This window comes from Paraconexibacter algicola, assembly GCF_003044185.1.
GTDB classification, from domain to species: domain Bacteria; phylum Actinomycetota; class Thermoleophilia; order Solirubrobacterales; family Solirubrobacteraceae; genus Paraconexibacter; species Paraconexibacter algicola.
In genome coordinates, this window is record NZ_PYYB01000001.1 from 2566117 (window position 1) to 2590106 (window position 23990).

The window sequence follows — 23990 nt, forward strand, 5'->3', positions numbered from 1 at the left end:
GAGCATCCGCGGTGTGGGGGCACACGGGAACGCGCGTGTCGGCGGATTGGTCGCCGCGCTGCTGCTGATGACGGCGCTTGGGGCGTGGCTCGCCCATGGCGTGCTCGCGGACCGCGACGAGGAGCGCTTCCGCAGCGAGATCGAGCGGATCGACGCCGCGATCGAGGACCGCATGGCGACCTACGTGCAGGTCGTGCGCGGCGGCCTCGGCCTGTTCGAGGCCTCGGAGAAGGTGTCGCGCACGGAGTGGCTGCGCTTCGTCGAGCTGCTGGAGCTCGATCGCAACTACCCCGGCTTCAAGTCGCTGAGCTACGCGCCGCTCGTGCGCAGGGCCGATCTCCCCGACTTCCTCGCGCGCGTCCGCGCCGAGCCACTGCCTCCGGGCGTTCCGCCGACGAACGCGTTGCGCACCTATGAGCTGGTCGCGCCGGCCGGGTCGCGGGGCGGCGGGGACCTCCACAGCCCGCTGCTCTACACCGCCCCGTTCGTGCGCAACATCGGCGCGCTCGGCGCGGACATGATCCGGGAACCGGGCCGTCGCGCCGTCATGCTCGACGCCCTGCGCAGCGGTCAGGCGCGCATCACCCGGCGGGTCAACCTGCGCGGCACCGACCCGGACACGGCGGGCTTCATCGCGTTCGTCGGGCTGCGCAAGGACGGCCGGGACCTCGGGTGGCTCACCGCCGCGTTCACCGCGAACGAGTTCCTTCGGGGGCTCCTCGGGCGGGCGCCGTCCCCCCTGGACTTCGAGCTCACCGACGGCCAGGGCGCCCTCCTCGCGAGCACCGCGGGGGTCACGCGGACCGGAGCGCCGCGAGCCCTCCCGGACGAGACCGACGACACGTTCCGCGGCACGAGCGCCTTGCGGATGCCGGGCCGCATCTGGCAGGGCCGCTACGTCGCCGGCGCGGACTTCGCGTCCACCTCGACGACGGTCGTCCCGCTCGCGATCCTTCTCGGTGGGACGCTGGTCACCGGCCTGCTCGCGCTCATCGCCCTCGCCGCCGGCAGCTCGCGACGCCAGGCGGCCACGCTCGCGGAGCAGGCGATCGTCCTCGAGCGCGCTCGCGACGAGGCGCAGGCCGCCGATCGGGCGAAGGCGACGTTCCTGGCGACGATGTCGCACGAGATCCGCACGCCGATGAACGCGGTGGTCGGGATGAGCAGCATGCTCCTGCGCGCACCGCTGAGCGAGGAGCAGCACGAGCGGGCGCGCGTCATCCGGTCCAGCGGCGAGCACCTTCTCGGCCTCATCAACGAGATCCTCGACGTCTCGAAGCTCGAGGCCGGCCGCATCGAGCTCGAGGCTGGGCCGCTCGAGGTGCGGGGCCTGATCGTCGGAACGGTCGACCTCATCCGCGCCGACGCCGAAGCGCGTCGGGTGAGCGTCGAGGTCGACATCGCCCCGGGCACGCCGCCCTGGGTTCACGGGGACGACGGGCGCCTGCGGCAGGTCCTGCTCAACCTGCTGGCCAACGCGGTCCGCCACTCGCCGGAGGCCGGCCGGGTGCGCGTGGGCGTCGGCGCCACGCCGGTCCCGGACGGGTGGGAGCTCGACCTGACGGTTGCGGACACCGGTCCGGGGATCGACCCGGCGGACCGGGACCGGATCTTCGAACCGTTCGAGCAGGGGACGGGCCGCGTCGGCGGCACGGGCCTCGGACTGTCGATTGCCTCGCGCCTGGTCGAGGCGATGGGCGGCCGCATCGAGGTCCAGGACACGCCCGGAGGCGGAGCGACGCTGCACTTCTGGGCCTGCGTCGGCGCGGCGCAGGCTCCGATCCGCCCGGCGGTGCCCGACCCCGTCCCCGCGGTCGACGACGCGTTCGCGGCGCTGCGCGTGCTGGTCGCCGAGGACAACCCGCTCAACCAGCTCATGGTGCGCGACGTGTTCGGCCAGCTCGGTCTCTGCGCCGACGTCGTCGGCGACGGCGAGGAGGCGGTCGCCGCGGTGGTGCGCCAGCCCTACGATGTCGTCTTCCTCGACCTCCACATGCCCGTGCTCGACGGTCTCGCCGCGGCACGCGAGCTCGTCGCGACGATCCCGGCGCCGCGGCGCCCGCGGATCGTCGCGATGACGGCCGACGTGACCGCCGCCGCGCGGGAGGAGGCCGCCGCCGCAGGGATGGAGGACTTCGTCGCCAAGCCCGTCATCGCCGCTGACCTCGTCGCCGTCCTGCGTCGCAGCGCGACGGTGACCGCGGCCTGATCGCACGCGATGGTCCGATCGGTGGGCGCGACGACCGCCCACCCTCCGTCGACCGGCCCAAACGGCTTGGCGTGAGGATTCCCCGCATCGAGGGTGTCGGGCATGCACTCTTCCAGGGGAATCCCGTCGTCCTCGAGCGCCGGACGCACCGGCACGGCGCTCGCCACCCTCACCGTCCTCGCGTTCGCGACCGCCGCGCCTCCCGCGGGGGCGGCGATCACGCCGTCGGTGGTCGCCGGGACCGGCGTCGTGAAGCTCGTCGGCGACGATGCCGACGACACGATCGTCCCGGTCTGCGTCGGCGGTCAGCTGCGGACCCAGGGCGATGCGACCGACCTCCTCCCCTGCGCCGCGGTGACGCAGCTCGAGGTGCGCGGCAACAACGGCGCGGACACCATCGACCTGCGGGCGGTCACGCGGGAGGCGTTCCCGATGATCGCGCGGATCGTCGGCAACGAAGGGTCCGGAGGCGGACTGCTCGAGGGCTCACCCCTCGACGATCTCCTCACCGGCAACGAGGGGATCGCCCGCGGCAACGGCGGCGACGACGTGATCCAGTTCGTCACGACGGCGCAGGGCGGCGCGGGCGACGACGTCATCGACGGTGCCGAGAACGCGGACGGCGGCGAGGGTGCCGACGTGATCATCGGGGCAGGCACCAGCGAGGGCGGGCCCGCGGATGATCTCCTGGTCACGCCGAACGGCCCCGTGTCGGGCGGCGAGGGGGCGGACATCGTGCAGCTCGGGACGCCCAACGACGCGATCGACGCGGTCACGCTCACGCTGAGGGACGACGGGTTCACGGTCGACGTTCCGGCGTTCGACGTGTCCGAGACCCGAGCTGCGGTCGGCGTCGAGACGTACAACGTCAGCTTGCCCGCCGGGAACCAGACCATCGACGCGAGCGCGTTCTCCGGCTCGCTGGTCGCCGACATGGGGGCGGGCGACGACACGGTGCTGGGAACCGGTCAGGCCGACACGCTGTTCGGCAGCCTCGGTGCGGACCGCATCGTCGGCGGGGGCGGCGCGGACACCGTCGACGGCGGCGGCGGGAACGACGACATCGCCGTGCGCGACGGCGTCGCCGACACGGTGCGCTGCGGTGCCGGGGTCGACACCTTGCAGGGTGACCGCGAGGATCTCCTCACCGCGTGCGAGACCATCGACGTCCCGGCAGCGACGGACGCCACCGCCGTGCCGGTGCCCCTCGCCGCCCCCGCGCCGACGGGCGGGCCCGCCGGGCCCGCCGTACCGGTCGCCGCCGCCGACGTCCTCGCCCCGCGGCCGACGCTCAGCGGAGCGCGGCGGGTCGGACGCCGCCTGAGCGTCGTGGCGAGCTGCCCGGCCACCGAAGCGCGCTGCGTCGTCGTCGCCGGCCTGCGCGCAGCCGGCCGTCGCGGCCGGCGCACCGTCGGGATCGACGCGGGGACCGCGGTCGCGGTCATCCCCGGTGGGGCGACGCGCGCGCTCAGCCGCACGCTCACCGTCGCGCAGTCGCGGACCCTGGCGCGGCTCGCGCGACCGCGGCTCACGGTCCGCACGACGACGGTCGACGCCGCGGGCAACACGGCAACGGGGAGCCGGACGCTGTCCATCACGACGGCACGGTAGGGGGCCTCGCGGCGTCGTCGCCGCGGGGACCGCGGTTCCGGAGCCCCGAGCCCCGAGGCACGGCAGCAGGGTGGTCGCGAGCAGGCGCACGTGTGCCGCACGCCGCGACCGCCCTCCTGAGGCGCCTCGCCGGGATGCCCGCGACGCTCCTCTCGCTCGCACAGAGCGACCGGACGCTATGTCCGATATGTTGGCGGCATGCGAGATGCCGTCATCGTCGAAGCCGTCCGGACCCCTGTGGGCAAGCGTGGTGGCGGTCTGTCCACCGTCCACCCCGTCGACCTGTCGGCGCACCTCCTCGGTGCGCTGGTCGATCGCACGGGGGTGGATCCGGCCGTGGTCGACGACGTCATCTGGGGGGTCGGGGCGCAGGTCGGTGACCAGTCCTTCAACGTCGCGCGGAGCGCGGTCCTCGCGGCGGGCTGGCCGGAGGAGGTGCCGGGCGTGTCGCTGGACCGGCAGTGCGGCTCCTCGCAGCAGGCGGTGCACTTCGCCGCCGCCGGCCTCGTGAGTGGCCAGTACGACGTGGTCGTCGCGGGTGGGATGGAGTCGATGTCGCGGGTGCCGATGGGTGTCTCGGCGGAGGGCGGCGAGCCGTACGGGCCCGGTCTCCTCGCGCGCTACGACGGCATCGTCCCCAACCAGGGCGTCGGGGCCGAGATGATCGCCGAGCGCTGGTCGCTCTCGCGCACGCAGCTGGACGAGTACGCGCTGTCCTCCCATGAGCGCGCGGCCGCGGCGATCGACGCGGGGCGCTTCGCGGCCCAGATCGCGCCCGTGACGCTGGACGACGGGACGGTCATCGACACCGACGAGGGCGTGCGCCGCGGCGGCACGGTCGAGAAGCTCGCCCAGATCCGCTCCGCCTTCACGGAGGACGGCACGGTGACGGCGGGCAACGCCTCGCAGATCAGCGACGGGGGCGGCGCGCTGCTGATGACGACGGGCGAGCGCGCGCGCGAGCTCGGGCTGACGCCGCTGGCGCGCGTCCACACCGCGGTGATGGCCGCCACCGACCCGGTGATCATGCTCACGGCGCCGATCCCCGCGACGGCGAAGGCGCTCGCGAAGGCCGGGCTTGGCCTCGAGGACATCGACGTCTTCGAGGTCAACGAGGCCTTCGCGTCCGTCGCGCTGGCGTGGCTCGCCGAGACCGGCGCCGACCGCGAGAAGCTCAACCCCAACGGCGGCGCGATCGCGCTCGGGCATCCGATCGGCGGCTCAGGCGCCCGGATCATGACGACGCTGATCCACCACCTGCGGGACACCGGCGGCCGCTACGGGCTGCAGACCATGTGCGAGGGCGGCGGCATGGCCAACGCCACCATCATCGAGATCCTCTAGGAGAGGCATGTCCCAGGAACTGCAGGGCAAGGTCGCGATCGTCACCGGCGCCGGACGCGGCATCGGCGAGCAGGCCGCGCTGAAGCTGGCGGCCGCCGGCGCGCACGTCGTGGTCAGCGACCGCGACGGGGACGAGGCGGGCGCGGTCGCCGCGGCGCTGGCGACGCCGGGGAGCGCGCACGTCGGGGACCTCACCGCCGACGGCGTCTGCGACGCCCTCGTGCAGCACGCGGTCGACACGTTCGGCCGCCTCGACATCGTCGTCAACAACGCGGGCTACGCGTGGGACGGTCCGATCCACAAGGTCACCGACGAGCAGTTCCAGGCGATGCTCGACATCCACACGGTCGTGCCGTTCCGGATCCTGCGGGCGGCGGCGCCGCACCTGCGCGAGCCGGCGAAGAAGGAGCGCGCGGAAGGGATCGAGGTCTTCCGCAAGGTGGTCAACGTCGTGTCCCTCGCCGGCGTGATGGGCAATGCCGGCCAGGTCGCGTACGCGGCGGCCAAGGGCGGGGCGGTCGGCCTCACGCGGGCGCTCGCCAAGGAGTGGGGCGGCCACCGGATCAACGTCAACGCGGTGGCGTTCGGGCTCATCGAGACCCGGCTGACCGCCGACCTCCCCGAGGCCGCGCGCCAGGGGCTCGCGACGCACATCCCGCTCGGTCGCGGAGCCACCGCCGACGAGGCCGCGCGGGGGATCTACTACCTGTGCTCCCCGGCCTCCGACTACGTCCACGGGCAGACCCTGAACGTGTCCGGCGGCCTGAGCGTGGGCATGACCGGCTGACCGCCGGCATCGACGCTGCGTCCTCGCGGGTGTCCCCACGGAGACCGGACGACGGAGCGCGTCGGCGAGCACTGCGCTCCCGTGTGCCCGGGACGGTCGAGACGATCTGAGGCAGGTCCGGGCGCCCCGGGGGGAGTCAGGTGCCGAACCCCGCCTCGCCGGTCAGTCCGCGCGCGCGGGCCTCCTCGATGCTGACGATCTCCCGGCCGAACGGCCGCAGGCTGACCGTCAGCAGCTTGAGGTTCGCGACGCCGAGCGGGATCCCGATGACCGTGAGGCACAGGAGCAGGCCGGTCAGGAGGTGGACCAGGGCGAGCCACCAGCCGCCGAGGACGAACCAGAGCAGGTTGCCGGCCGTCGAGCCTGCCGTCTTCCCGGGTTGGGGGACGACGGTGCGGCCGAAGGGCCAGAGGGCGTAGAAGGCCATACGGAAGGACGCGACCCCGAACGGGATCGTGATGATGAAGACGAAGCAGACGAGTCCCGCGAAGGCGTAGCCCACGAACAGCCAGAAGCCGGCGAGGACCAGCCAGATGAGGTTGAGGGCCAGGCGCACGGCGGTTCAGTTCAGGCGCCGAGGATGCGCTGCTTCTCCCGGGCGAACTCCTCGTCGGTCAGCGCGCCGCGATCGCGAAGGGCGACGAGGCGCTCCAGCAGCTCGACGGTGTCGGCAGCGGCCGGCTCGGGCGTGCTGCCGCCGGCCGCCCGCCTGACGCTCGCGCGGCCGCCGGCGGCGACGATCTGCGCCCGCAGCCGCTCGGCGTCGGCCGCGGAGAAGGAGCCGAGCGAGGACGGGGCACGGTCAGCCAGGTCCTTGGCCTCCTTCAGCCCGAGTCCGGTGGCCTCACGGCAGACCTTGATGATCCGGATCTGCTGCTCGCCCGCGGCCTCGAGGACCAGCTCGTGGTCCCCCCGCGCCGGAAGGAACGCCGCCGAGGGCGTGGGGACGACCATTGCGCCGCCGCCGAAGGGATCGTCGCTCCGCTGCTTCCTGCGCCAGAACACGGCCCTGACCTTAGCCTGCGGGCACCACCGATCGTGGACGTCGGCGAACCGCGCGGGAAACTCGGTCGGCGGCCGGGCTGGTCGGCCAGCATCTGCACGAGCTGCCACCAGGCTTGCGGCAATGTCCGAGGACGAGTCTCCCGACGCGACGAGACGGTCCCGGCGAGTACGTGCCGGACATCCCCGCCCCGAGGTCGTGAGGGACCGGCACCGCACCTGGATGGCTCCTCGCGACGAGCCGCTCCGCGGGGCCCGGCCCTACCGGTGCGCGGACAGCCGGTGGCGCGTGCCCGGCCGGCGGGCCCGGTGGCGCAGCTCGACGAGCCCGTCGCGCAGGCGCCGCATCGGCGGGGTCGCGCGGCGGCGGCGCTCGGCGTCGAGATCGGCGCCGCAGTAGGCGCAGCCCGCGGCGAACGGGGTGACGCGGCCCCCGCAGTGCGGGCAGGTGTAGGCGTCGTGCACGGAACGGCCCTCCAAGGGTGGGGTGACAGGACGGTGCCCGCAGCGTCGCGCGCCGCGCCCGGCCGCGGAAGGGGCTCATCGGGGTGCGTGGGGGACCGTCCGCGGTCGGCCGATCGACCGACGCTCGCGCGCCGACCGGCGGCGTCGTCCACGGCCGCGGTCGGTGGTAGACATCCGCGGATGAGCCAGCGCGTCCGGGTCGTGGTCGCCGACGACCATCCGCTGTTCCGCGACGGGATGGTCCGCGCGATCGAGCTGCGCCCGTCGCTGGAGCTCGTCGGCGAGGCGACCGACGGCCGCCAGGCGCTCGACCTCGCCCGCGAGCTGGCGCCCGACGTGCTGCTGCTCGACGCGCGGATGCCGGAGCTCGACGGCCTCCAGGTCCTGCAGGCCCTGCGCCGCGAGCAGCGGCCGGTGCGCGTCGTCATGTTCTCCGCCTTCGTCGACGGCCCCGTGGTGCACCAGGCGCTGGCGGGCGGCGCGGTCGGCTACCTGCCCAAGAGCGCCGAGCGCGACGAGGTCTGCGAGGCGATCGAGGCGGCCGCCCGAGGCGACTCGACGCTGCACCCGAGCCTCCAGGGCGTCCTGCTCGAGCAGCTGCGCGCCCAGGGCGTCGACGACGACCGTCCCGTCCTGACCGACCGCGAGCAGGAGATCCTCGTGCTGATCGCCGAGGGCCTCAGCGCCCCGGGGGTCGCGGCGCGGCTGCACCTCGCGCCCGGCACGGTGAAGACCCATCTGGGCCACCTCTACGAGAAGCTCGGCGTCTCCGACCGCGCGGCGTGCGTCGCCGAGGCGATGCGTCGCGGCCTGCTGGAATGACCGCCGACCGGGCCTCCGAGGTCCGCGGGATCGCGCTGCTACGGCTCGCGCTCGTGCCGGTCGCGCTGCTGGGGACCGCCACCGCCGAGCCCGACGCCACCACGGGCGCCTACCCGTGGGTGATGGCGGCGTTCGCGCTCTACGCCCTCGCCGGCCTCGTGGTCGTCCTCGCCCGGCGCGGGGCGGCGTTCACCGGGACCGGTCAGGCGTTCCTCGACCTCGTGCTGCTGGCGCTCGTCGTCTACACCAGCGGCGGTCCCGCCTCGCCCCTCACCTACGTGTTCTTCGTGCTGCCGATCGCCGCGGCGCTGCGGCTGTCCCCGCGGCTGACCGCCGCCTGGTCGGGGCTCGCCGTCCTCGCCTACCTCGCGGTGACGCTGCCGCATCCGCGCACGACCCTGCCGGGGGACTGGCAGCTCGTCGCCGCCGACAGCGCCGCGCTGCTCTGGGTCGCGGGCGCGGCCGTGATGCTCTCGGTGCTCGTCGGGCTGCGCCAGCGGGCGCTCGCCGAGCTCGCCGCCACCCGCCGCGCGCTCGTGCAGCAGACCCTCGACGCCGAGGCCCGCGAGCGCCGCCGCCTCGCCGAGCAGCTGCACGACCACGCGATCCAGAACGTGCTGCTCGCCCGCCAGGAGGTCACCGACCTCGCGCGCGGCGTGCCCGGCGCGCAGGAGCGCCTGCGCGCGGCGCTCGACGAGACCGACCGGCAGCTGCGCCGGGAGGTCTTCCAGATGCACCCGCTCGGGCTCGAGCGGGCGGGGTTGACCGCGGTGCTCGAGAGCCTCGCCGACGAGGCCGCCGAGCGCGGGAGCTTCGCGGCGACCGTGACGGTCGCGCCGGAGGTCGAGCGCACGGGAGCGTCGGAGCTGCTCGTCAGCGCCGCGCGCGAGCTGCTCGGCAACGCGGCCAAGCACGCGCACGCGACCGCCGTCCGCGTGACCGTGGCGCCGGAGGGGGAGGACCTGGCGCTGACGGTGGCGGACGACGGTCGCGGCATCCCGGACGGCCGCCTGGAGTCGGCGGTCCGGGACCGGCACATCGGCGTGGCCGCGTTGATCGAACGGGTGCGGGCCGCGGGCGGGGAGCTGCGGATCGTCACCGCCGAGGAGACCGGGACGACGGTGCAGGTCCGGGTGCCACCCGGTGGCCCGGACGCTCAGGCGGGACGGCGGCGCGGCGGATAGACCGCGTCGTGGGCCCGCCGGGCCTGCTGGATGTGCGAGCCGAGCTCCGCGAGCCGCTGCTGCAGCGGCCGGGCGCCGGAGACGAGCGCGCGACCGTCGCGACGGATCGCGAGGCGGTTGCGGTCGAGGCGATCGGCGATGGCGTCGGGGAGGGGCATGGGGGGCGTCCTTTCGGGAGGAGGTGGACGGTCACAGCCTCCCGCCGGCGCACCCGGTCCGGCATCCGCCGATCGGCAGATCCTCCGGGGTGCGCGGCGTCGGTCGATCGGCCGACGATCGTCGCGTCCGGGGCGGGCCGGGCGGCCCGGTCGGCCTCGTGCGGGGCGAGGACCGGTGCGTGATACTCGCCCGACGATGCGCCTGACCCCGCCCACCGGCCCGCTCGGTCCCCTGCTCGGCGCGGGCGGCACGGTCGCGCGCAGCGGGGCGCTGCGCCCCGTGCGACCGGACCGCCCGCTGCGCGCGGCGCTCGCCGTCCGCGGGGCCGGCGGGGCGCTGGCGTCCGCCGCCGCGCTCGGCGCGGCGCTGTGGGCGCCGCGTGCCGCGCTACACGACGAGCGTGGGACCCTCATGCAGGAGGAACTCGACGCCGACGTGCGCGCGCTGGCCGCCGCGCTGGCGGTCCGGCTGCCCGCCGCCGACGCCCGCGTGGGCGTGCTGTGTCGCAACCACCGGGGCTTCGTCGTCGCGGCGCTCGCCGCGTCCCGGGTCGGTGCCGACCTCGTGCCGCTGAACACCGACTTCGCCGGCCCGCAGCTGCGCGCGGTGCTCGACCGGGAGGGCGTGCAGCTCGTCGTCCACGACGAGGAGTTCGCCGGACTGCTGGACGGCTTCGCCGGCGGGCGGGTCGTCGCCTGGCACGACGGCCCGGTCGCGGGGGAGACCGTCGATGACCTGCTCGTCGAGGGCGCGGGCCTCCCGGCGCCGCGGGGCGCGCGCGGGAGCGGCCGCGTCGTGCTGCTGACCTCGGGCACGACCGGGGTGCCCAAGGGGGCGCCGCGCACCTCGTCGGCGACCCCGCTCGCGCTGCTCGCCGCGGCGCCCGCCGCGGTCGACCTGCTGGCCCGGATCCGGCCGGTGCCCCGGGCGGGCGCGCCGCTGCTCGTCGCGCCGCCGCTGAACCACATGTTCGGGCTCGCGGCGATGGTGGCCGGGCTCGCCGCCGGGTCCCCGCTGGTGCTGCAGCGGCGCTTCGACCCCGCCGCGGTGCTGGCGGCGCTCGCCGACCACCGTGTCGGGGTGCTGTGCGCCGTGCCGACGATGCTGCGCCGGCTCGTCGACGTCGACGACGCGCGGCCGCTGCCCGAGCTGCGGGTCGTCGCGTCGGGGGCGGCGCCGCTCTCCCCGGACCTCGTCGGCCGGGTCATGGACCGCTTCGGGGCGGTCCTCTACAACGGCTACGGCTCCAGCGAGGTCGGGGGCGTGTCGCTCGCGACCCCGTCGGACCTGCGCGCGGCGCCCGGCACGGTGGGGCGCCCGGTCCCCGGCGTGCGGGTGCGGATCCTCGACGCGGACGGTCGCGCGGTCCCGCCCGGGACGACGGGCCGGATCTTCGTCGGCAGCACGCAGCTCTTCGAGGGGTACACCGGGGGCGGGGGACGACCGGTGGTCGACGGCCTGATGGGCATCGGCGACCTCGGCCACCTCGACGACGAGGGCCGCCTGTTCGTCGACGGCCGCGACGACGAGATGATCGTGTCCGGCGGCGAGAACGTCTTCCCGCAGGAGGTCGAGGCGACGCTCGCCGCGCATCCGGCGGTCGCGGACGCCGCGGCGGTCGGCGTGGCCGACGAGGAGTTCGGCCAGCGGCTCGTCGCGTTCGTCGTCCTGCGCGGCCCGGTCACGGAGGAGGCGCTGAAGGACCACGTCCGCGCGCACCTCGCGCGCTACAAGGTGCCGCGCGCGATTACCGTCGTGGAGGCGCTTCCGCGCACCGCGACCGGGAAGATCCGGCGGGCGGCGCTCCCGCGCGACTGAGCGCTCAGGCGGCGGGGGCCTCGCGCACCGCGCGCGCGAGGTCCTGGAGCGTGCCGCGCAGCCGCTCGAAGTCGCCCGGCGTGAGCCCCATCGCGGTCGCGACGCGATCGGGGACGCACGCCGCGGACTCGCGCAGCGCCTGCCCGGCGGCGGTGAGCTGCACGAGCACCGAGCGCTCGTCCTCGGGGCGGCGGTGGCGCTCCACCAGGCCCGTCGCCTCGAGCCGCTTGAGCAGCGGGGACAGCGTGCCGTAGTCGAGCTGCAGCGCGTCGGCGAGTTCCCGCACCGTGCGCGCGTCGCGCTCCCAGAGCGCGAGCATCACGAGGTACTGCGGGTAGGTCAGGCCCAGCGGGTCCAGCAGTGGCCGATACAGCGTCGTGACCGCGCGTGAGGCGGAGTAGAGCGCGAAGCACAGGGCCTCGTCGAGGGTGAGCGGTGGCGGGGCGGCCATCCCGACATGGTACCTCCACGATTACATCGTGCACGATTGGATCGTGTGATAGGTTCTGAGCCGCGCACCACCCACCCCCACGAAAGGCCTTCCCCGATGTCCGCACTCCAGATCCCCGGCTCCGACGTCGAGCTCCACCACGAGGTCGTCGGCGCCGGCAAGCCCGTCGTCCTGATCCACGGCTGGCCGCTGAGCGGCCGCTCGTGGGAGCCGCAGATCGCGCCGCTCGTCGACGCCGGCTTCCAGGTCATCACCTACGACCGCCGCGGCTTCGGCGACTCCTCCCAGCCGTGGGACGGCTACGACTACGACACCTTCGCCGGGGACCTCGACGCGCTGCTCACGCACCTCGACGTCCGCGACGCCGCGCTCGTCGGCTTCTCGATGGGCGGCGGCGAGGTCGCCCGCTACCTCGGCACCCGCGGCAGCGAGCGCGTCCGTGCCGCCGTGTTCGCCGCCGCGGTCCCGCCGTACCTCTACAAGAGCGACGACAACCCCGACGGTGGCCTCGACGACGCGACGATCGCCGAGTTCGAGGGCGGCGTCACCGGGGACCGGCTCGCGTTCCTCGAGGGCTTCGTGTCGAACTTCTTCGCCGTCGGCGACCGCACCGATCTCGTCTCCGAGCCGCTGAAGCACTACCTCTGGCGGATCGCCTCCGGCGCCTCGCCCAAGGGCACGCTCGACTGCATCGCCGCGTTCGGCCGCACCGACTTCCGCGACGACATCGCGAAGATCGACGTGCCGACGCTCGTCATCCACGGCGACAGCGACGCCATCGTCCCGTTCGAGGTCTCCGGCAAGCGCACCCACGAGACGATCGACGGGGCGCAGCTCGCGCTGATCGAGGGCGGCCCGCACGGGCTCAACGCCACGCACGCCGACGCGTTCAACGAGGCGCTGATCTCGTTCCTGCGCACGCTCGGCTGAGCCCGCGCGGCGAGTCGGCCGGCGCGCGTGCCTGCCCGCCCGGGCGAGGGCCGGGCGGGCCGCCGTGCGGCTGCTGCCCGCAGGACCACGTCTGCGACGAGCTGGCGCAGCAACTGGCGGAGACGGTCAGCGCGCCATAGCGCGCAATCCACGGTTGCTTTCTCAAAAATTCCCCCCGTATATTCGTCCGTATGGGGGAGATGACCTACTCTGGAGAGGGATGCGGTCGGCTCGGAAAGGCGCTCCGCGCCCTCCCGGACGAGACGCTGGCACGGATGGTCGCCGCCGGGAACGACGACGCCTTCGCCGCCATCTATGCGCGCTACCTGCCGCGGCTGGAGCGCTACTGCCGAACGCTGCTGCGTGACGCCGAGGAGTCCCGCGACGTCGCGCAGGACGCGATGCTCTCGGCCTACCGGGCGCTGCCCGGCGCCTCGCGCGACATGACCTTGCGGCCCTGGCTCTACCGGATCGCGCACAACGCGGCCGTCGACGTGCTGCGCCGGCGCCGCGACGCGGTCTCCGTCGACCTCGTCGTGGACGAGATCGCGGTCACCGCCGTCGAGGAGACGGCGGACGTGCGCGATCGCCTGCGCGAGCTCGTCGGCGACCTGCGCCGGCTGCCGACGCAGCAGCGGGGCGCGCTCGTCATGCGCGAGCTCGACGGGCTCGGCTACACCGACATCGGCGACGTGCTCGGCGTCTCGCCGTCGGCCGCCCGCCGCGCGGTCGCCGACGGCCGCGCCGCGCTCGTCGACTTCCGCGAGGCGCGGTCGGCGAGCTGCGACGTCGTCATGTCGCGGATCAGCTCCGACGGGCGCACCGCGCACGGCCGCGTGATCCGCGCCCACCTCACCGGCTGCACCGACTGTCGCGACGCCGCGCGTCGCCTCGCGACGCGGCGGCGCGACCTGCGGGTGCTCTTCCCGCTCGGCCCCGCGCTGGCCCTGCCCGTCCTGCTCGGGGCGGGCGCGGGCGGCGGCGCCGTCGCCACCGGCGGGGCGCTCACGCTCGGCACCGGGCTCAGCGCGAAGCTCGCCGCGGTCGTCGCGGTCACCGCCGGGGTCGGCGTCGGCGTCAACGCGCTGGAGTCCGAGCGCTTCGCGCCGCCCGTGCCGAAGGCCGCGGCCCCCGCCGCCACGCCGCGAACGGCGCCCGCCGTCCCGCGGAGCATCCTCGCGACCGCCACCCCGCTGGACAGCTCCTCGCACGAGCGCGCATCCGTCGCCCCGGCGCAGCACCGGGCGAAGGCGCGCACGCGACGCCGCGCGGTCGCCAAGCAGCGGACGGCCGCGAAGGCCCGGCGGGTGCGCGCCGTCGCGCGTCCGCGCTCCGCGCCGCGTCAGCCGGCGGTCACCGCCGTGCGCAGTGCCCGGCAGATCACGCGATCGAGCCTCCAGACCGCCCGCAAGGCGGCGGCCGCGACCGGCAACCCGACCGCCCGCAAGGCGACCGACTTCGGCACGCAGATCGCCGAGAAGGCCAGCGGCGACGCGCTGAAGCTCGTCGAGTCGATCCTCGGCGGCAGGCCCTAGAAGGCGGGCGGCGCAGGACGCCGCCCCCTCCGACGTTCGTCCAGCACGGGCGCGCCCACGGCGCGCCCGTCGTCGTCGTGTGGCCGGGGCGTCGGGGTGCGGAGGCCCACCACCACTGGAGGTTCCCCGGGGACCTGCGACAGCCATCGCGGGTCCCGGCTCGGCGGTCGTGCGGCACCGTGAAGTACGGACTCCGAGCATCGGAGTCCGCAGGTGCCAAGTGCCACAAACCCCCTCACAGCGGGCGTGGCCGTTCGTGGTGGAAGGCAGTCGACCCCGCCCAAGGGTCGGCGGAACCCGCGGACCGCAGGATGCGGTCCAGTCCCAACGGAGGTCCACCATGAGGTCCAAGTCCCTGATCGCCGCGCTCAGCATCGGCGCAGCGCTCGTCCCGGCCGCCACGGCGCACGCGGCGACCCCCTCGACGTCCAGCCGGTCGGACGTCGCGAGCATCACCACGGCGCTGGAGCGCGCCGACCAGCAGGCGACCGCGCTGCGCCGCGCGGTGCGCCTCGGCGCCACCGCGCGCATCCGCATCACCCTGCGCGCCACCCAGGCCGCCGCCGCCCGCGCCGAGCAGGAGGTCCGCCGCCTGTCCGTCGCACGTGACGGAGCCGACGCACCCGCCGCGGCCGACCTCGCGGTCGGCGCCCTCCTCGTCGTCGAGCAGCACACCGACGACGCGGTCCTGTTCACCGACCTCCTCGACGACGTCCGCGGCCGGCTGTCCGCGTCCTTCGCCGACGCGGTCGCGACCGCGATCGCCCGGCGGGAGGCGCTGCTCGCGCTCGTCGCCGAGCTCCAGCGGTCCGCCCCGCAGGACGTCCGCCCGCAGATCGCCGAGGCGGTCGTCGGGCTCACCGTCCGCGTGAAGGACCTGGCCGCCGCGCTCGCGCGCGTCATGCCCCGCACCGACCTCCCGACGCGGGTCAGCGCCAAGATCCAGGCGATCATCACCGGCCTGCCCGCCCGCGTGGACCGCGAGGCCCAGGTCTGGGGGAAGGTCATGGTCGACGTCCGCGCCGACCTGAAGACCCGCGTCTGGACGGTCATGGACGACCTCGCCCGCGCCATGGAGCGCCTCGGCGACCGCATGGACCGCATGGTCCGCACGGGCGCCAAGGCCACCGCCACCCTCCTGACGGGGCTCACCGCCTCGCTGGCGAAGGTCTCGGCGCTCCTCACCACCCCGCCCGCCCCGGCGGTCACACCGGCGCCCGCCACGGAGGGCGCGCCGGTGTCCGGCGCCACCCTGGAGCTGCTGGCCTCGCTCCTGGTCCGCGTCGGCTGAGATGCGCACCGTGCCGGGCGGCCCCCGCCGCCCGGCACCGCGCAGGGGAGAGCACGTCGTGTCCATCCAACTCGTCGTCATCGACCGGGCCCAGCTCCTGTCCCACGCGCTCGGACGCGTGCTGCGGGACTGCCCCGACATCACGCTTGCGGGAAGCTGGCGTTCCGTCGCCGAAGCCCGGGCCGGGCTCACCTACCGGCCCGACGCCGTCGTCCTGATCGGCGCCGACCTGCTGGACCAGGAGCTGCCGGCGGCCCTCGAGGGCCGCACCGTCATCGCCTGGGTCAGCGAGCACGGCCCCGCCCCGGCGGCCCGGACCGTCTCCGCGGTCGCCCACAAGCGCGACGGCCCGGGAGCGGTGCCGTGCGCCGTCGCCCGGGCCGTCGGGCGCCGCCGTCCCTGGTAGGCCGGGACGGCACGTCGCAGTGCGAGGATCGCGATTTGCGATCCTCGCTGCATGTCCCCCCTCAAGCTCGTCCACACCTGCGTTCGCGTCCGCGACATCGACGCGTCGGTCCGCTTCTACGAGACGCTCGGCTTCGAGCGCCGCGGCCAGCTGAACTTCGACAGCGCCTACAACGTCTACCTCGGCCTCCCCGGGGAGGGGGACCAGCTCGAGCTCACCGTGAACGTCGGCCGCGAGGAGCCCTACGACCTCGGCGAGGGCTACAACCACGTCGCGCTGACCGTCGACGACCTCGACGCGACGCTCGCCACGCTGCGCGAGCAGCTCGGCGTCGAGCCCGAGAAGCCCGCCTACCGGCCGGGGGACCGCGACGACCTGCCGCGCATCGCGTTCGTCGCCGACCCCGACGGGTACCGGATCGAGCTCATCGACGGCGGCGCGTTCGCGACCCCGCAGGACGGGCCGCACCCCTCGGCGGGGTGACGGCGGCTCAGTCGTCGGAGCGGGCGCCGGCGAGCTTCGCGCTCGGGGCGCCCGCCAGGCGGATCCGGCCGACCTCGTCGCGGTCGAACAGGCCGCCGCCGTCGAGCGTCGACCCGGGCAGCTCCACGGCGCCCTGCTGCAGCGCGGTCCGCGCGGCGTCCTGCGGGATGTCGTAGAGGAGCGTCAGCGTCGCGCTGCCCCCGGGCTGCAGCGGGTAGATGTCGCGGTCGCCATAGCGGAAGCCGGCGGAGCTCTCGGCGTAGGTGTTCTGGCCGATGACGAGGCTCGAGCGCACGGAGTTGACCGGCCGCGTCGTCTGGTTGGTCACGGTCACGCGGGCGACCACGAAGCGGCCGCGAGCGCGCTCGGGCTCGAGGAAGGACTCCGCCCGCGGGAGCACCTGGCGCGTCGACGCGCCCTCGAGCTTCGCGCGCAGCGCCGAGGTCTGCAGCACGGTGCCCGCGTTGGCCACCGTGATCCGGCGGCCGTCCTGCCAGCACGAGCCCTCTCGCGCACCGGTGAGGTCCAGGCGCTGCTGGGCGCACGTGCGGTCGCCGACGGGCACCTGCCGTCAGGCCAGCGCGGCGCGCACCGCACGGTCCAGGCGCTCGAGCACCTCCGGGTTGCGCGGGCCGGAGTAGGAGGACAGCTCGACCCCCTTCGGGTACGTGCGCGTGCTCGCGCCGCCGGTGGCGACGGCGATCGCGCGGTCGTCGTCGTCCTCGTCGGTGATCCGGATCGCGAACGAGCCGTAGCGGGCGTCGGGGCGGTCGTCGACCCGTCGCAGGTTCGTCGTGCCGCCGTAGCTGCTGGAGACCGAGAGCTGCACGCCGGTCGCCTGCTCGAACGCGCGGCTGAAGGCCGCCGGGTCCACGGTCGACGGCGCGTCGTCCCCGTCGTCGCCGCAGCCGGCGACGGCGAGCGAGGCCCCGAGGAGGGCGAGCAGGAGCGGGCGGTGCAGCGACGTGCGCATGCGGGCCGGAATTCCCTGGCGGACGGGCGGGGAAACCCGCCCGGCGGGGCTCAGCGCGTGGCGCGACCGGTCACCGCGGCGGTCCGGGAGAGCGTCCGGCCGTCCGCGCGGACCCGGATGCGCAGCTCGCCGCGCAGGACGCGCGGCGCCAGGAGCTTCCGCCGCACCGCGGTCGGCACGCGCACGGTGACGTCCGCGACCCGGGCACCGGCGAGCTTCGCGGTGCCGCTGCCGATCGTGCGGGAACGCAGCCCCAGCGACCGGGCGGTCGCGGCGCTCACGACGAGCGTCGCGCGCGCGGAGCACGCCGTCGCGCAGGCGATCGTCGCGCGCAGCCGGCTGCCGCGCAGGCGCGGCAGCGCGAAGGTCCGGGCCGGGCGCGCGATCTGCGTGCGCAGGAGTGCGGCGCCGCCCGCCGGGGCGGCGAACGGGTCCGGGATTGCGGCGAGCGTGCGGCCGTTCGCGGCGACGCCCGCGGGCACGGTGCGGGCCGGGCGGACCTCGATCGTGGTGCGCGCGACGGCGCGGTCCCCGTCGGGCAGCGCGACCGCGGCGCGGACGGTCCGCCGGCCGGCGGCGAACAGCACCGGCGCGGTGGCCCCGGTGGCGTCGTCGAAGGCGCCGTCGCCGTCGAGGTCCCAGACGATCTGGCCGGCGGCCGCGGTGGCCGGACCGGAGGCGTCGGCGGTGAGCGTCACCGCGGTGCCCGCGCGCGGGCCGGCGACCGACGGGCGGATGCGCAACGTCGGGACGCGCGCGCGGATCCACTGGTTCAGGGCGGGGGCGCCGATGCGCGTGTAGACGCTCGGGATGCCCGGCGTCGCGCAGCCCTCGGAGGTGCCGTAGGAGACGATGCCGACGGTCGCGAAGCCGTCGCCCCGCGGGACGAGCAGCGGTCCGCCCGAGTCGCCCTGGCAGCTGTCGGTGCTGCCGCCGCCCGCGCAGACCTGGTTGGCGGGCTTGAACGTGTCGTTCCACGCGCGCGTGCACTCGTCGTCGGAGACCATCGGCAGCGGCGCCTCGAGCAGGACGTCGGAGCCCTGTCCGTTGGTCGAGGTGAGGCCCCAGCCGATGACCTTCGCGGCGGTCCCGGGCGCCCACAGGGCGGTCTCGTCCTCGGCGATGAGCGTCTGCGGCTCCTGCGGGGCGGGCTGGGCGAGGTGCAGCAGCGCGAGGTCGTTCTCGGTCGTGCTGGAGGTCCAGCCCTCGTGGCGGGTGACCGCGTCGACCGCGTAGGTCTGCCCGCCGCGGTCGGCCATGTCGCTGCCGAGCCGCACGGTGAACGCCGACGGGGCGAGGACCGCCCCGAACGCGTTGCCGACGCAGTGCGCGGCGGTGAGCACGTAGCGCGCGCTCACGAGCGTGCCGCCGCAGCCCGTGGCGACGAGCCCCTGGTCGCCGGTGACGTGGGCCTGCGCCGGCCAGGCTCCCGACGCGGACGGCGTGCCGCCGACGATCCGTGCGCTGTGGTCGGCCGCGCGTGCGTCCGTCGCGCCCAGGGCGCAGACGGCGAGCAGCGCGGCGGCGACCCGACCCGTGGTCCCGCTCATGGCCTCCCATGATGCCGGGCGCCGGCGGCCGCCGCGCCGCACCGGGCGCCACGACGGCCAAAGCTACATGGCCGTAACATTTGCCCGGTGAGCGACTACCCGCACCTCCTCGCCCCGCTGGACCTCGGCTTCACCACCCTGCGCAACCGCGTCGTGATGGGCTCCATGCACACCGGCCTGGAGGACCGCCGCGCCGACCTGCCGAAGCTCGCCGCCTACCTCGCCGAGCGCGCCCGCGGCGAGGTCGGGCTCGTCGTCACCGGCGGCTACGCCCCCAACCGCCAGGGCTGGTTGCTGCCCCTGGCCTCGCGCATGACCGACAGCGCCCACGCCCGCCGGCACCGCCAGGTCACCGACGCGGTCCACGCCGAGGGCGGCCGGATCGCGCTGCAGATCCTCCACGCCGGCCGCTACGGCTACCACCCCTGGAACGTCAGCGCGTCGGCCACCAAGGCGCCGATCAGCCCGTTCCGCGCGAGCGCCCTGTCGACCGACGGCGTCCGCGACGTCGTCGAGGACTTCGCCCGCTGCGCCGCGCTCGCCCGCGAGGCCGGCTACGACGGCGTCGAGATCATGGGCTCCGAGGGCTACCTCATCAACCAGTTCCTCGCGCCGCGCACGAACCACCGCGACGACGAGTACGGCGGCGACGCGGAGGGTCGCATGCGGCTCCCGATCGAGATCCTGCTGCGCACCCGCGAGCTCGTCGGCGACGACTTCATCGTCATGTACCGCCTGTCGATGCTCGATCTCGTCCCCGACGGCCAGCGCTGGGAGGAGATCGTCGAGCTCGCCCGCGCCGTGCAGGCCGCCGGGGCCACGATCATCAACACCGGCATCGGCTGGCACGAGGCCCGCGTGCCCACGATCGTCAGCTCCGTGCCGCGCGGCGCGTTCACCTGGGTGACCCGCAAGCTGCGCGAGCACGTCGACCTGCCGCTCGTCACCTCCAACCGGATCAACATGCCCGACCTCGCCGAGCGGCTCGTCGCCGACGGCACCGCCGACCTCGTCTCGATGGCGCGCCCGCTGCTGGCCGACCCGGACTGGGTCGCCAAGGCCCGCACCGGGCGCAGCGACGAGATCAACACCTGCGTCGCGTGCAACCAGGCCTGCCTGGACCACGTCTTCCGCAAGAAGCGCGCCAGCTGCCTCGTCAACCCGCGCGCCGCCCACGAGACCGAGCTGCGGATCGAGCCCGCCGCGACCCCCGCCCGCCACGCGGTCGTGGGGGCCGGGCCCGCGGGCCTGGCCGCCGCCGTGACGCTCGCCGAGCGCGGCCACGCCGTCGACCTGTACGAGGCCGGCGAGCAGATCGGCGGCCAGTGGGACCTCGCCCGGCGCGTCCCCGGCAAGGAGGAGTTCGCCGAGACGCTGCGCTACTACGCCCGGCGCATCGAGCTGCTCGCCCCACGGCTCACCCTCCACCTCGGGCACGAGGTCACCGCCGCGCAGCTGCGCGCCGCCGGCCACGCCGCGATCGTCCTCGCCACCGGCGTGCGGCCGCGCGTCCCCGCGATCCCCGGCATCGACCATCCCAGCGTGCTCGGCTACACCGACGTCCTGCGCGGCGCGCCCGTCGGCGAGCGCGTCGCCGTCGTCGGCGCGGGCGGCATCGGCGTCGACGTCACCGCCTTCCTCACCCACACCCGGTCGCCGACCCTGGACCCCGCGGCCTGGGCCGCCGAGTGGGGCGTCGCCGACCCGCAGGAGCACCCCGGCGGCCTCACCGCCGCGGCCGTCGAGCCGTCCCCCCGGCGCGTCACGCTGCTGCAGCGCACCGACGGCCGCATCGGCCGCGGCCTGGGCAAGACCTCCGGCTGGGTGCACCGCGCCGCGCTCGTGCACAAGGGCGTCGAGCAGCTCGCGGCCGTCACCTACGAGCGCATCGACGACGACGGCCTGCACGTCACCGTCGCCGGGGCGCCGCGCACGCTCGCCGTCGACCACGTCGTCGTCTGCGCCGGCCAGGAGTCCCGCACCGACCTGCTCGCGGGGCTCGACGGCCTCGAGGTCCACGTCGTCGGCGGTGCCGAGCGCGCGCAGGAGATCGACGCCAAGCGCGCGATCGACGGGGCGACACGGCTGGCCGCCCGGCTCTGAGCACCGGATCCGACCGGCGGTCCAGGGTGGCGCCCGGACCGCTCCCGTAGCCTGCGGCGGGTGACCACGAGGACGTTCTCCGACGACGAGCAGCTCATCCGCGGCGTGCTCGAGGACGTGATCCGCGAGGCCGAGGGGGAGGGCGCGCTGACGCTCCACCGGCGCGCGGTCGCGCTCGGCGACCGGCTGCGCGGCGGCGACGACGCGGCCGCCGACGAGCTCGCCGCGCTCGTCGCGGGCCTCGCGCCGGACGAGCTGCAGGTGCTGATCCGCTCGCTGACCCGGTGGTTCCAGCTCACGAACCTCGCCGAGGACAACGAGCGCGTGCGGCGCATCCGCGCCCGCGAGCTCGCCGAGGCCCCGGGCCCGCGGCGCGGGTCGCTGCGCGACGCGGTCGGCCGCCTGGCCGCCGACGGGGTCGATGCCGACGTCCTGCGGCGGCTGCTCGGCCGCGCCCAGGTGCAGCTCGTGATGACCGCACACCCGACCGAGGCGCGGCGCCGCACGACGCTCGAGAAGCTCGCCCGCGTGTTCGCCGTGCTCCGCGGACTCGACGAGCGGCGCCCGACCGTCGAGTCCGAGGCGGTCGCCGCGATGCAGCTCGCCTCCGCCGTCCAGGAGCTGTGGGGCTCCGACGAGATCCGCGCGGTCTCGCCGACCGTCCTGGACGAGGTCCGCACCGGCCTGCTGTACGTCACCTCGACGCTCGCGGACGTCGTGCCCCAGCTCTACCGCGAGCTCGAGGCCGCGATCGCCGAGACCTACCCGGACGAGGAGATCGACGTGCCGCCGCTGCTGCGGTTCGGCTCCTGGATGGGCGGCGACCGTGACGGCAACCCGTTCGTGACGCCCGACGTGACCGTGCAGGCGCTCGCCGACATGCGCGAGGCGTGCCTGCGGTTCCTGCGCGACCGCGCGATGGACCTCGCCGCGCGCGTGTCGCTCAGCTCGCGGCTGGTCGGCGACCCGCCCGCGCTCGCCGACGTCCTCGCCGACGGCACCGAGCGGTTCCCGGAGCTCGCCGAGGGCCTGCGCCTGCGCAACCCCGAGGAGCCCTACCGGCGGGCGTTCACCCTGATCGCGCGGCGGCTCCGGGCCACCTGGGAGGGCGACCTCGAGGGCTACCGCGGTCCCGACGAGCTGCTCGCGGACCTCCGCGCCTGCCGCGACGCGCTCCAGGACGGCAACGGCCGCCACGTCGCCGCGGGGGAGCTGCAGGACGTCATCCGCCAGGTCGAGGTCTTCGGCTTCCACTTCATGCGCCTCGACGTCCGCGAGCACGCGGGCATCCACCGGCACGCGATCGGGGAGATCCTCGCCGAGCTCGGGCTCGAGCAGGACTACGCGCAGCGCTCGGTCGCCGACCGCTGCGCGATCCTCGAGCGCGAGATCGAGGCCCGCCGGCCCCTGATCCCCGCGGACACCTCGGGCTTCAGTGCCTCGACGCAGGAGACGGTCGAGACGTTCCGGATGCTCTACGCGCAGCGCACCGGGGAGCACGCGGACGCGCTGCTGACCTACATCGTCTCCGGCACCGAGACCCCGGCGGACCTGCTCGAGGTGCTGCTGCTGATGAAGGAGTGCCGGCTGACGAAGGCCGGGGGTGCCGGTGCGCTGATGCGCGTCGTCCCGCTGTTCGAGGCGGGGGAGACGCTCGCCGCCGCGGGCGAGACGATGCGCACGCTCGTGCGGATGCCCTGCTACCGGCGGGCGCTCGCGGCGCTCGGCGACGAGCAGGAGATCATGGTCGGGTACTCCGACTCCAACAAGGACGTCGGCTACGTCGCGTCGGGCTGGGCGGTGTACCGCGCGCAGCTCCAGCTGGTCGAGGTGCTGCGCGAGCACGGGCTGCGGTGGACGTTCTTCCACGGCCGCGGCGGGGCCGTCGGCCGCGGCGGCGGGCCGAGCAACGTCGCGATCCTCGCGCAGCCGCCCGGCACGGTCGGGGGCCGGCTGAAGGTGACCGAGCAGGGCGAGGTCCTCTCCGACAAGTACTCGGTGCCGGAGATCGCCCATCGCGAGCTCGAGCTGACGACCTCGGCGGCGCTCCTGCGCGGCGCGGGACCCGGCGACGCCCAGCTGTCCGCGCAGCAGCGCGCGCGCTTCGAACCGGTCCTCGAGGCGATGGCGGAGCGCTCGGCGGGCGTCTACCGCGACCTCGTCTACGGGGATCCCGACTTCGTGGCGTTCTTCCACGCGGCGACGCCGGTCGACGAGATCTCGCGCCTGCGGCTCGGCTCGCGGCCGGCGAAGCGCCGGCAGACCGACCGGATCGAGGACTTCCGCGCGATCCCGTGGGTGTTCAGCTGGACGCAGGCGCGGATCGTGCTGCCCGCCTGGTTCGGGCTCGGCACCGCGTTGCGCGCCGCCCGCGAGGAGCACGGCGTCGAGCTGCTGCGCGAGATGGAGGCCGGCTGGCCGTTCTTCGCCGCGCTGCTGTCCAACGCGGAGATGGCGTGCGCGAAGGCCGATCCGGTGATCGCCGCGCGCTACGCGGCGCTCGTGGAGGACGCGGCGCTGCGGGAGCGGCTGTGGCCGCGCATCCGCGAGGAGCTGGAGCGCACGATCGCGGAGCTGCTGGCGGTGACCGGGCAGGACGCGCTGCTGTCGCGCGACCCGGTGCTCCAGCGGTCGATCGCGCGCCGCAACCCGTCGGTCGACCCGCTGTCGTTCGTGCAGGTGGAGCTGCTGCGCCGCCGCCGCGCCGGCGACGAGGACCCGGAGCTCGCGCGGGCGAGCTTCCTGGCGATCAACGGGATCGCCGGTGGGCTGCGGAACACCGGCTGATCCGGGATTCCGTCAACCGACGAGCAACCCTCGAGCATGGGTCGAGGGTCGGGTCGCGGCGGGTCGGTGACCGCGGGATC

General features: G+C 75.3%; 22 protein-coding genes. 14 read left to right on the forward strand and 8 right to left on the reverse strand.

The annotated features are described in order from the left end of the window. Positions 1 to 13 precede the first annotated feature (13 nt). The 4 genes from C7Y72_RS12130 to C7Y72_RS12145 all read left to right on the forward strand — a co-directional run bounded on the left by C7Y72_RS12130 (position 14) and on the right by C7Y72_RS12145 (position 5951). Entirely contained in the window at positions 14 to 2209 is a 2196-nt protein-coding gene (locus C7Y72_RS12130) for a CHASE domain-containing protein (protein WP_107568976.1), read from the forward strand. Positions 2210 to 2311: 102 nt separating this feature from the next. Continuing rightward, the gene (locus tag C7Y72_RS23325; RefSeq protein WP_158276826.1) at positions 2312 to 3820 is read left to right on the forward strand and encodes a calcium-binding protein; all 1509 of its coding nucleotides are present in this window, start codon (positions 2312 to 2314) and stop codon (positions 3818 to 3820) included. A 198-nt stretch (positions 3821 to 4018) separates the two neighbouring features. Further along, positions 4019 to 5164: a thiolase family protein gene (locus tag C7Y72_RS12140; RefSeq protein WP_107568977.1), complete on the forward strand. Its 1146-nt coding sequence runs from the start codon at positions 4019 to 4021 to the stop codon at positions 5162 to 5164. Positions 5165 to 5171: 7 nt separating this feature from the next. Then, positions 5172 to 5951 (forward strand): SDR family NAD(P)-dependent oxidoreductase, encoded by a 780-nt coding sequence (locus C7Y72_RS12145; RefSeq protein WP_107568978.1) that lies wholly within the window; start codon positions 5172 to 5174, stop codon positions 5949 to 5951. A 136-nt stretch (positions 5952 to 6087) separates the two neighbouring features. Here the strand turns inward: C7Y72_RS12145 and C7Y72_RS12150 are convergent, their stop codons facing one another. From C7Y72_RS12150 to C7Y72_RS12160, 3 genes are all read right to left on the reverse strand, one after another. Next, entirely contained in the window at positions 6088 to 6507 is a 420-nt protein-coding gene (locus C7Y72_RS12150; protein ID WP_107568979.1) for a YccF domain-containing protein, read from the reverse strand. 11 nt (positions 6508 to 6518) lie between these two features. Continuing rightward, positions 6519 to 6956, reverse strand: a complete 438-nt coding sequence (locus C7Y72_RS12155; RefSeq protein WP_146175357.1) for a ribosomal protein L7/L12 — start codon at positions 6954 to 6956, stop codon at positions 6519 to 6521. Positions 6957 to 7214: 258 nt separating this feature from the next. Then, a complete protein-coding gene (locus C7Y72_RS12160) occupies positions 7215 to 7418 on the reverse strand; it encodes a hypothetical protein (protein ID WP_107568980.1) in 204 nt (67 codons plus the stop codon). Positions 7419 to 7598: 180 nt separating this feature from the next. Here C7Y72_RS12160 and C7Y72_RS12165 point away from each other — a divergent pair, with 180 nt between their 5' ends. Next, a complete protein-coding gene (locus tag C7Y72_RS12165; RefSeq protein ID WP_107568981.1) occupies positions 7599 to 8240 on the forward strand; it encodes a response regulator in 642 nt (213 codons plus the stop codon). Continuing rightward, positions 8237 to 9424 (forward strand): sensor histidine kinase, encoded by a 1188-nt coding sequence (locus C7Y72_RS12170; protein ID WP_107568982.1) that lies wholly within the window; start codon positions 8237 to 8239, stop codon positions 9422 to 9424. The genes C7Y72_RS12165 and C7Y72_RS12170 overlap by 4 nt, the downstream gene beginning before the upstream one ends. Here C7Y72_RS12170 and C7Y72_RS12175 read toward each other — a convergent pair. Then, the gene (locus C7Y72_RS12175) at positions 9397 to 9582 is read right to left on the reverse strand and encodes a hypothetical protein (RefSeq protein ID WP_107568983.1); all 186 of its coding nucleotides are present in this window, start codon (positions 9580 to 9582) and stop codon (positions 9397 to 9399) included. The genes C7Y72_RS12170 and C7Y72_RS12175 overlap by 28 nt on opposite strands. 196 nt (positions 9583 to 9778) lie before the next feature. Here C7Y72_RS12175 and C7Y72_RS12180 point away from each other — a divergent pair, with 196 nt between their 5' ends. Beyond that, a complete protein-coding gene (locus C7Y72_RS12180) occupies positions 9779 to 11401 on the forward strand; it encodes an AMP-binding protein (protein ID WP_107568984.1) in 1623 nt (540 codons plus the stop codon). 4 nt (positions 11402 to 11405) lie between these two features. Here the strand turns inward: C7Y72_RS12180 and C7Y72_RS12185 are convergent, their stop codons facing one another. Then, positions 11406 to 11852: a MarR family winged helix-turn-helix transcriptional regulator gene (locus C7Y72_RS12185; RefSeq protein WP_107568985.1), complete on the reverse strand. Its 447-nt coding sequence runs from the start codon at positions 11850 to 11852 to the stop codon at positions 11406 to 11408. Positions 11853 to 11948: 96 nt separating this feature from the next. Here C7Y72_RS12185 and C7Y72_RS12190 point away from each other — a divergent pair, with 96 nt between their 5' ends. The 5 genes from C7Y72_RS12190 (at position 11949) to C7Y72_RS12210 (ending at position 16497) form a co-directional block, all read left to right on the forward strand. Then, on the forward strand, positions 11949 to 12782 hold the full coding sequence (locus C7Y72_RS12190) for an alpha/beta fold hydrolase (RefSeq protein WP_107568986.1): 834 nt from the start codon (positions 11949 to 11951) through the stop codon (positions 12780 to 12782). A 275-nt stretch (positions 12783 to 13057) separates the two neighbouring features. Next, on the forward strand, positions 13058 to 14317 hold the full coding sequence (locus C7Y72_RS12195) for an RNA polymerase sigma factor (RefSeq protein ID WP_158276827.1): 1260 nt from the start codon (positions 13058 to 13060) through the stop codon (positions 14315 to 14317). Positions 14318 to 14657: 340 nt separating this feature from the next. Next, on the forward strand, positions 14658 to 15608 hold the full coding sequence (locus C7Y72_RS12200) for a hypothetical protein (RefSeq protein ID WP_107568988.1): 951 nt from the start codon (positions 14658 to 14660) through the stop codon (positions 15606 to 15608). A 58-nt stretch (positions 15609 to 15666) separates the two neighbouring features. Beyond that, positions 15667 to 16014 carry a hypothetical protein gene (locus tag C7Y72_RS12205; RefSeq protein WP_107568989.1) on the forward strand — a complete coding sequence of 116 codons (348 nt, stop codon included), beginning with the start codon at positions 15667 to 15669 and terminating at the stop codon, positions 16012 to 16014. A gap of 51 nt (positions 16015 to 16065) precedes the next feature. Then, the gene (locus tag C7Y72_RS12210; protein ID WP_107568990.1) at positions 16066 to 16497 is read left to right on the forward strand and encodes a VOC family protein; all 432 of its coding nucleotides are present in this window, start codon (positions 16066 to 16068) and stop codon (positions 16495 to 16497) included. A gap of 7 nt (positions 16498 to 16504) precedes the next feature. On the opposite strand, the gene C7Y72_RS12215 is transcribed toward C7Y72_RS12210, so the two are convergent. Genes C7Y72_RS12215 through C7Y72_RS12225 form a run of 3 tightly spaced genes read right to left on the reverse strand, consistent with a single transcriptional unit; the run spans position 16505 to position 19020 of the window. Continuing rightward, positions 16505 to 17062 (reverse strand): DUF4352 domain-containing protein, encoded by a 558-nt coding sequence (locus tag C7Y72_RS12215; protein ID WP_107568991.1) that lies wholly within the window; start codon positions 17060 to 17062, stop codon positions 16505 to 16507. A gap of 6 nt (positions 17063 to 17068) precedes the next feature. Then, positions 17069 to 17470: a hypothetical protein gene (locus tag C7Y72_RS12220; protein WP_107568992.1), complete on the reverse strand. Its 402-nt coding sequence runs from the start codon at positions 17468 to 17470 to the stop codon at positions 17069 to 17071. Between the two features lie 50 nt (positions 17471 to 17520). Continuing rightward, complete coding sequence (locus C7Y72_RS12225) at positions 17521 to 19020, reverse strand: serine protease (protein WP_107568993.1); 1500 nt, start codon at positions 19018 to 19020, stop codon at positions 17521 to 17523. An 87-nt stretch (positions 19021 to 19107) separates the two neighbouring features. Here C7Y72_RS12225 and C7Y72_RS12230 point away from each other — a divergent pair, with 87 nt between their 5' ends. Next, complete coding sequence (locus tag C7Y72_RS12230; RefSeq protein ID WP_107568994.1) at positions 19108 to 21123, forward strand: oxidoreductase; 2016 nt, start codon at positions 19108 to 19110, stop codon at positions 21121 to 21123. Positions 21124 to 21183: 60 nt separating this feature from the next. Then, entirely contained in the window at positions 21184 to 23910 is a 2727-nt protein-coding gene (gene ppc / locus C7Y72_RS12235) for a phosphoenolpyruvate carboxylase (RefSeq protein ID WP_158276828.1), read from the forward strand. Positions 23911 to 23990: the final 80 nt, after the last annotated feature.

Excerpts from the sequence above, each read along its gene's own strand:
- C7Y72_RS12220 (WP_107568992.1), bottom strand. The coding sequence starts at position 17,470 with ATGCGCACGTCGCTGCACCGCCCGCTCCTGCTCGCCCTCCTCGGGGCC.
- C7Y72_RS12195 (WP_158276827.1), top strand. The coding sequence starts at position 13,058 with ATGGTCGCCGCCGGGAACGACGACGCCTTCGCCGCCATCTATGCGCGC.
- C7Y72_RS12145 (WP_107568978.1), top strand. The coding sequence starts at position 5,172 with ATGTCCCAGGAACTGCAGGGCAAGGTCGCGATCGTCACCGGCGCCGGA.
- C7Y72_RS12165 (WP_107568981.1), top strand. The coding sequence starts at position 7,599 with ATGAGCCAGCGCGTCCGGGTCGTGGTCGCCGACGACCATCCGCTGTTC.
- C7Y72_RS12190 (WP_107568986.1), top strand. The coding sequence starts at position 11,949 with ATGTCCGCACTCCAGATCCCCGGCTCCGACGTCGAGCTCCACCACGAG.
- C7Y72_RS23325 (WP_158276826.1), top strand. The coding sequence starts at position 2,312 with ATGCACTCTTCCAGGGGAATCCCGTCGTCCTCGAGCGCCGGACGCACC.
- C7Y72_RS12200 (WP_107568988.1), top strand. The coding sequence starts at position 14,658 with ATGAGGTCCAAGTCCCTGATCGCCGCGCTCAGCATCGGCGCAGCGCTC.
- C7Y72_RS12225 (WP_107568993.1), bottom strand. The coding sequence starts at position 19,020 with ATGAGCGGGACCACGGGTCGGGTCGCCGCCGCGCTGCTCGCCGTCTGC.
- C7Y72_RS12210 (WP_107568990.1), top strand. The coding sequence starts at position 16,066 with ATGTCCCCCCTCAAGCTCGTCCACACCTGCGTTCGCGTCCGCGACATC.
- C7Y72_RS12170 (WP_107568982.1), top strand. The coding sequence starts at position 8,237 with ATGACCGCCGACCGGGCCTCCGAGGTCCGCGGGATCGCGCTGCTACGG.
- C7Y72_RS12140 (WP_107568977.1), top strand. The coding sequence starts at position 4,019 with ATGCGAGATGCCGTCATCGTCGAAGCCGTCCGGACCCCTGTGGGCAAG.
- C7Y72_RS12175 (WP_107568983.1), bottom strand. The coding sequence starts at position 9,582 with ATGCCCCTCCCCGACGCCATCGCCGATCGCCTCGACCGCAACCGCCTC.
- C7Y72_RS12180 (WP_107568984.1), top strand. The coding sequence starts at position 9,779 with ATGCGCCTGACCCCGCCCACCGGCCCGCTCGGTCCCCTGCTCGGCGCG.
- C7Y72_RS12185 (WP_107568985.1), bottom strand. The coding sequence starts at position 11,852 with ATGGCCGCCCCGCCACCGCTCACCCTCGACGAGGCCCTGTGCTTCGCG.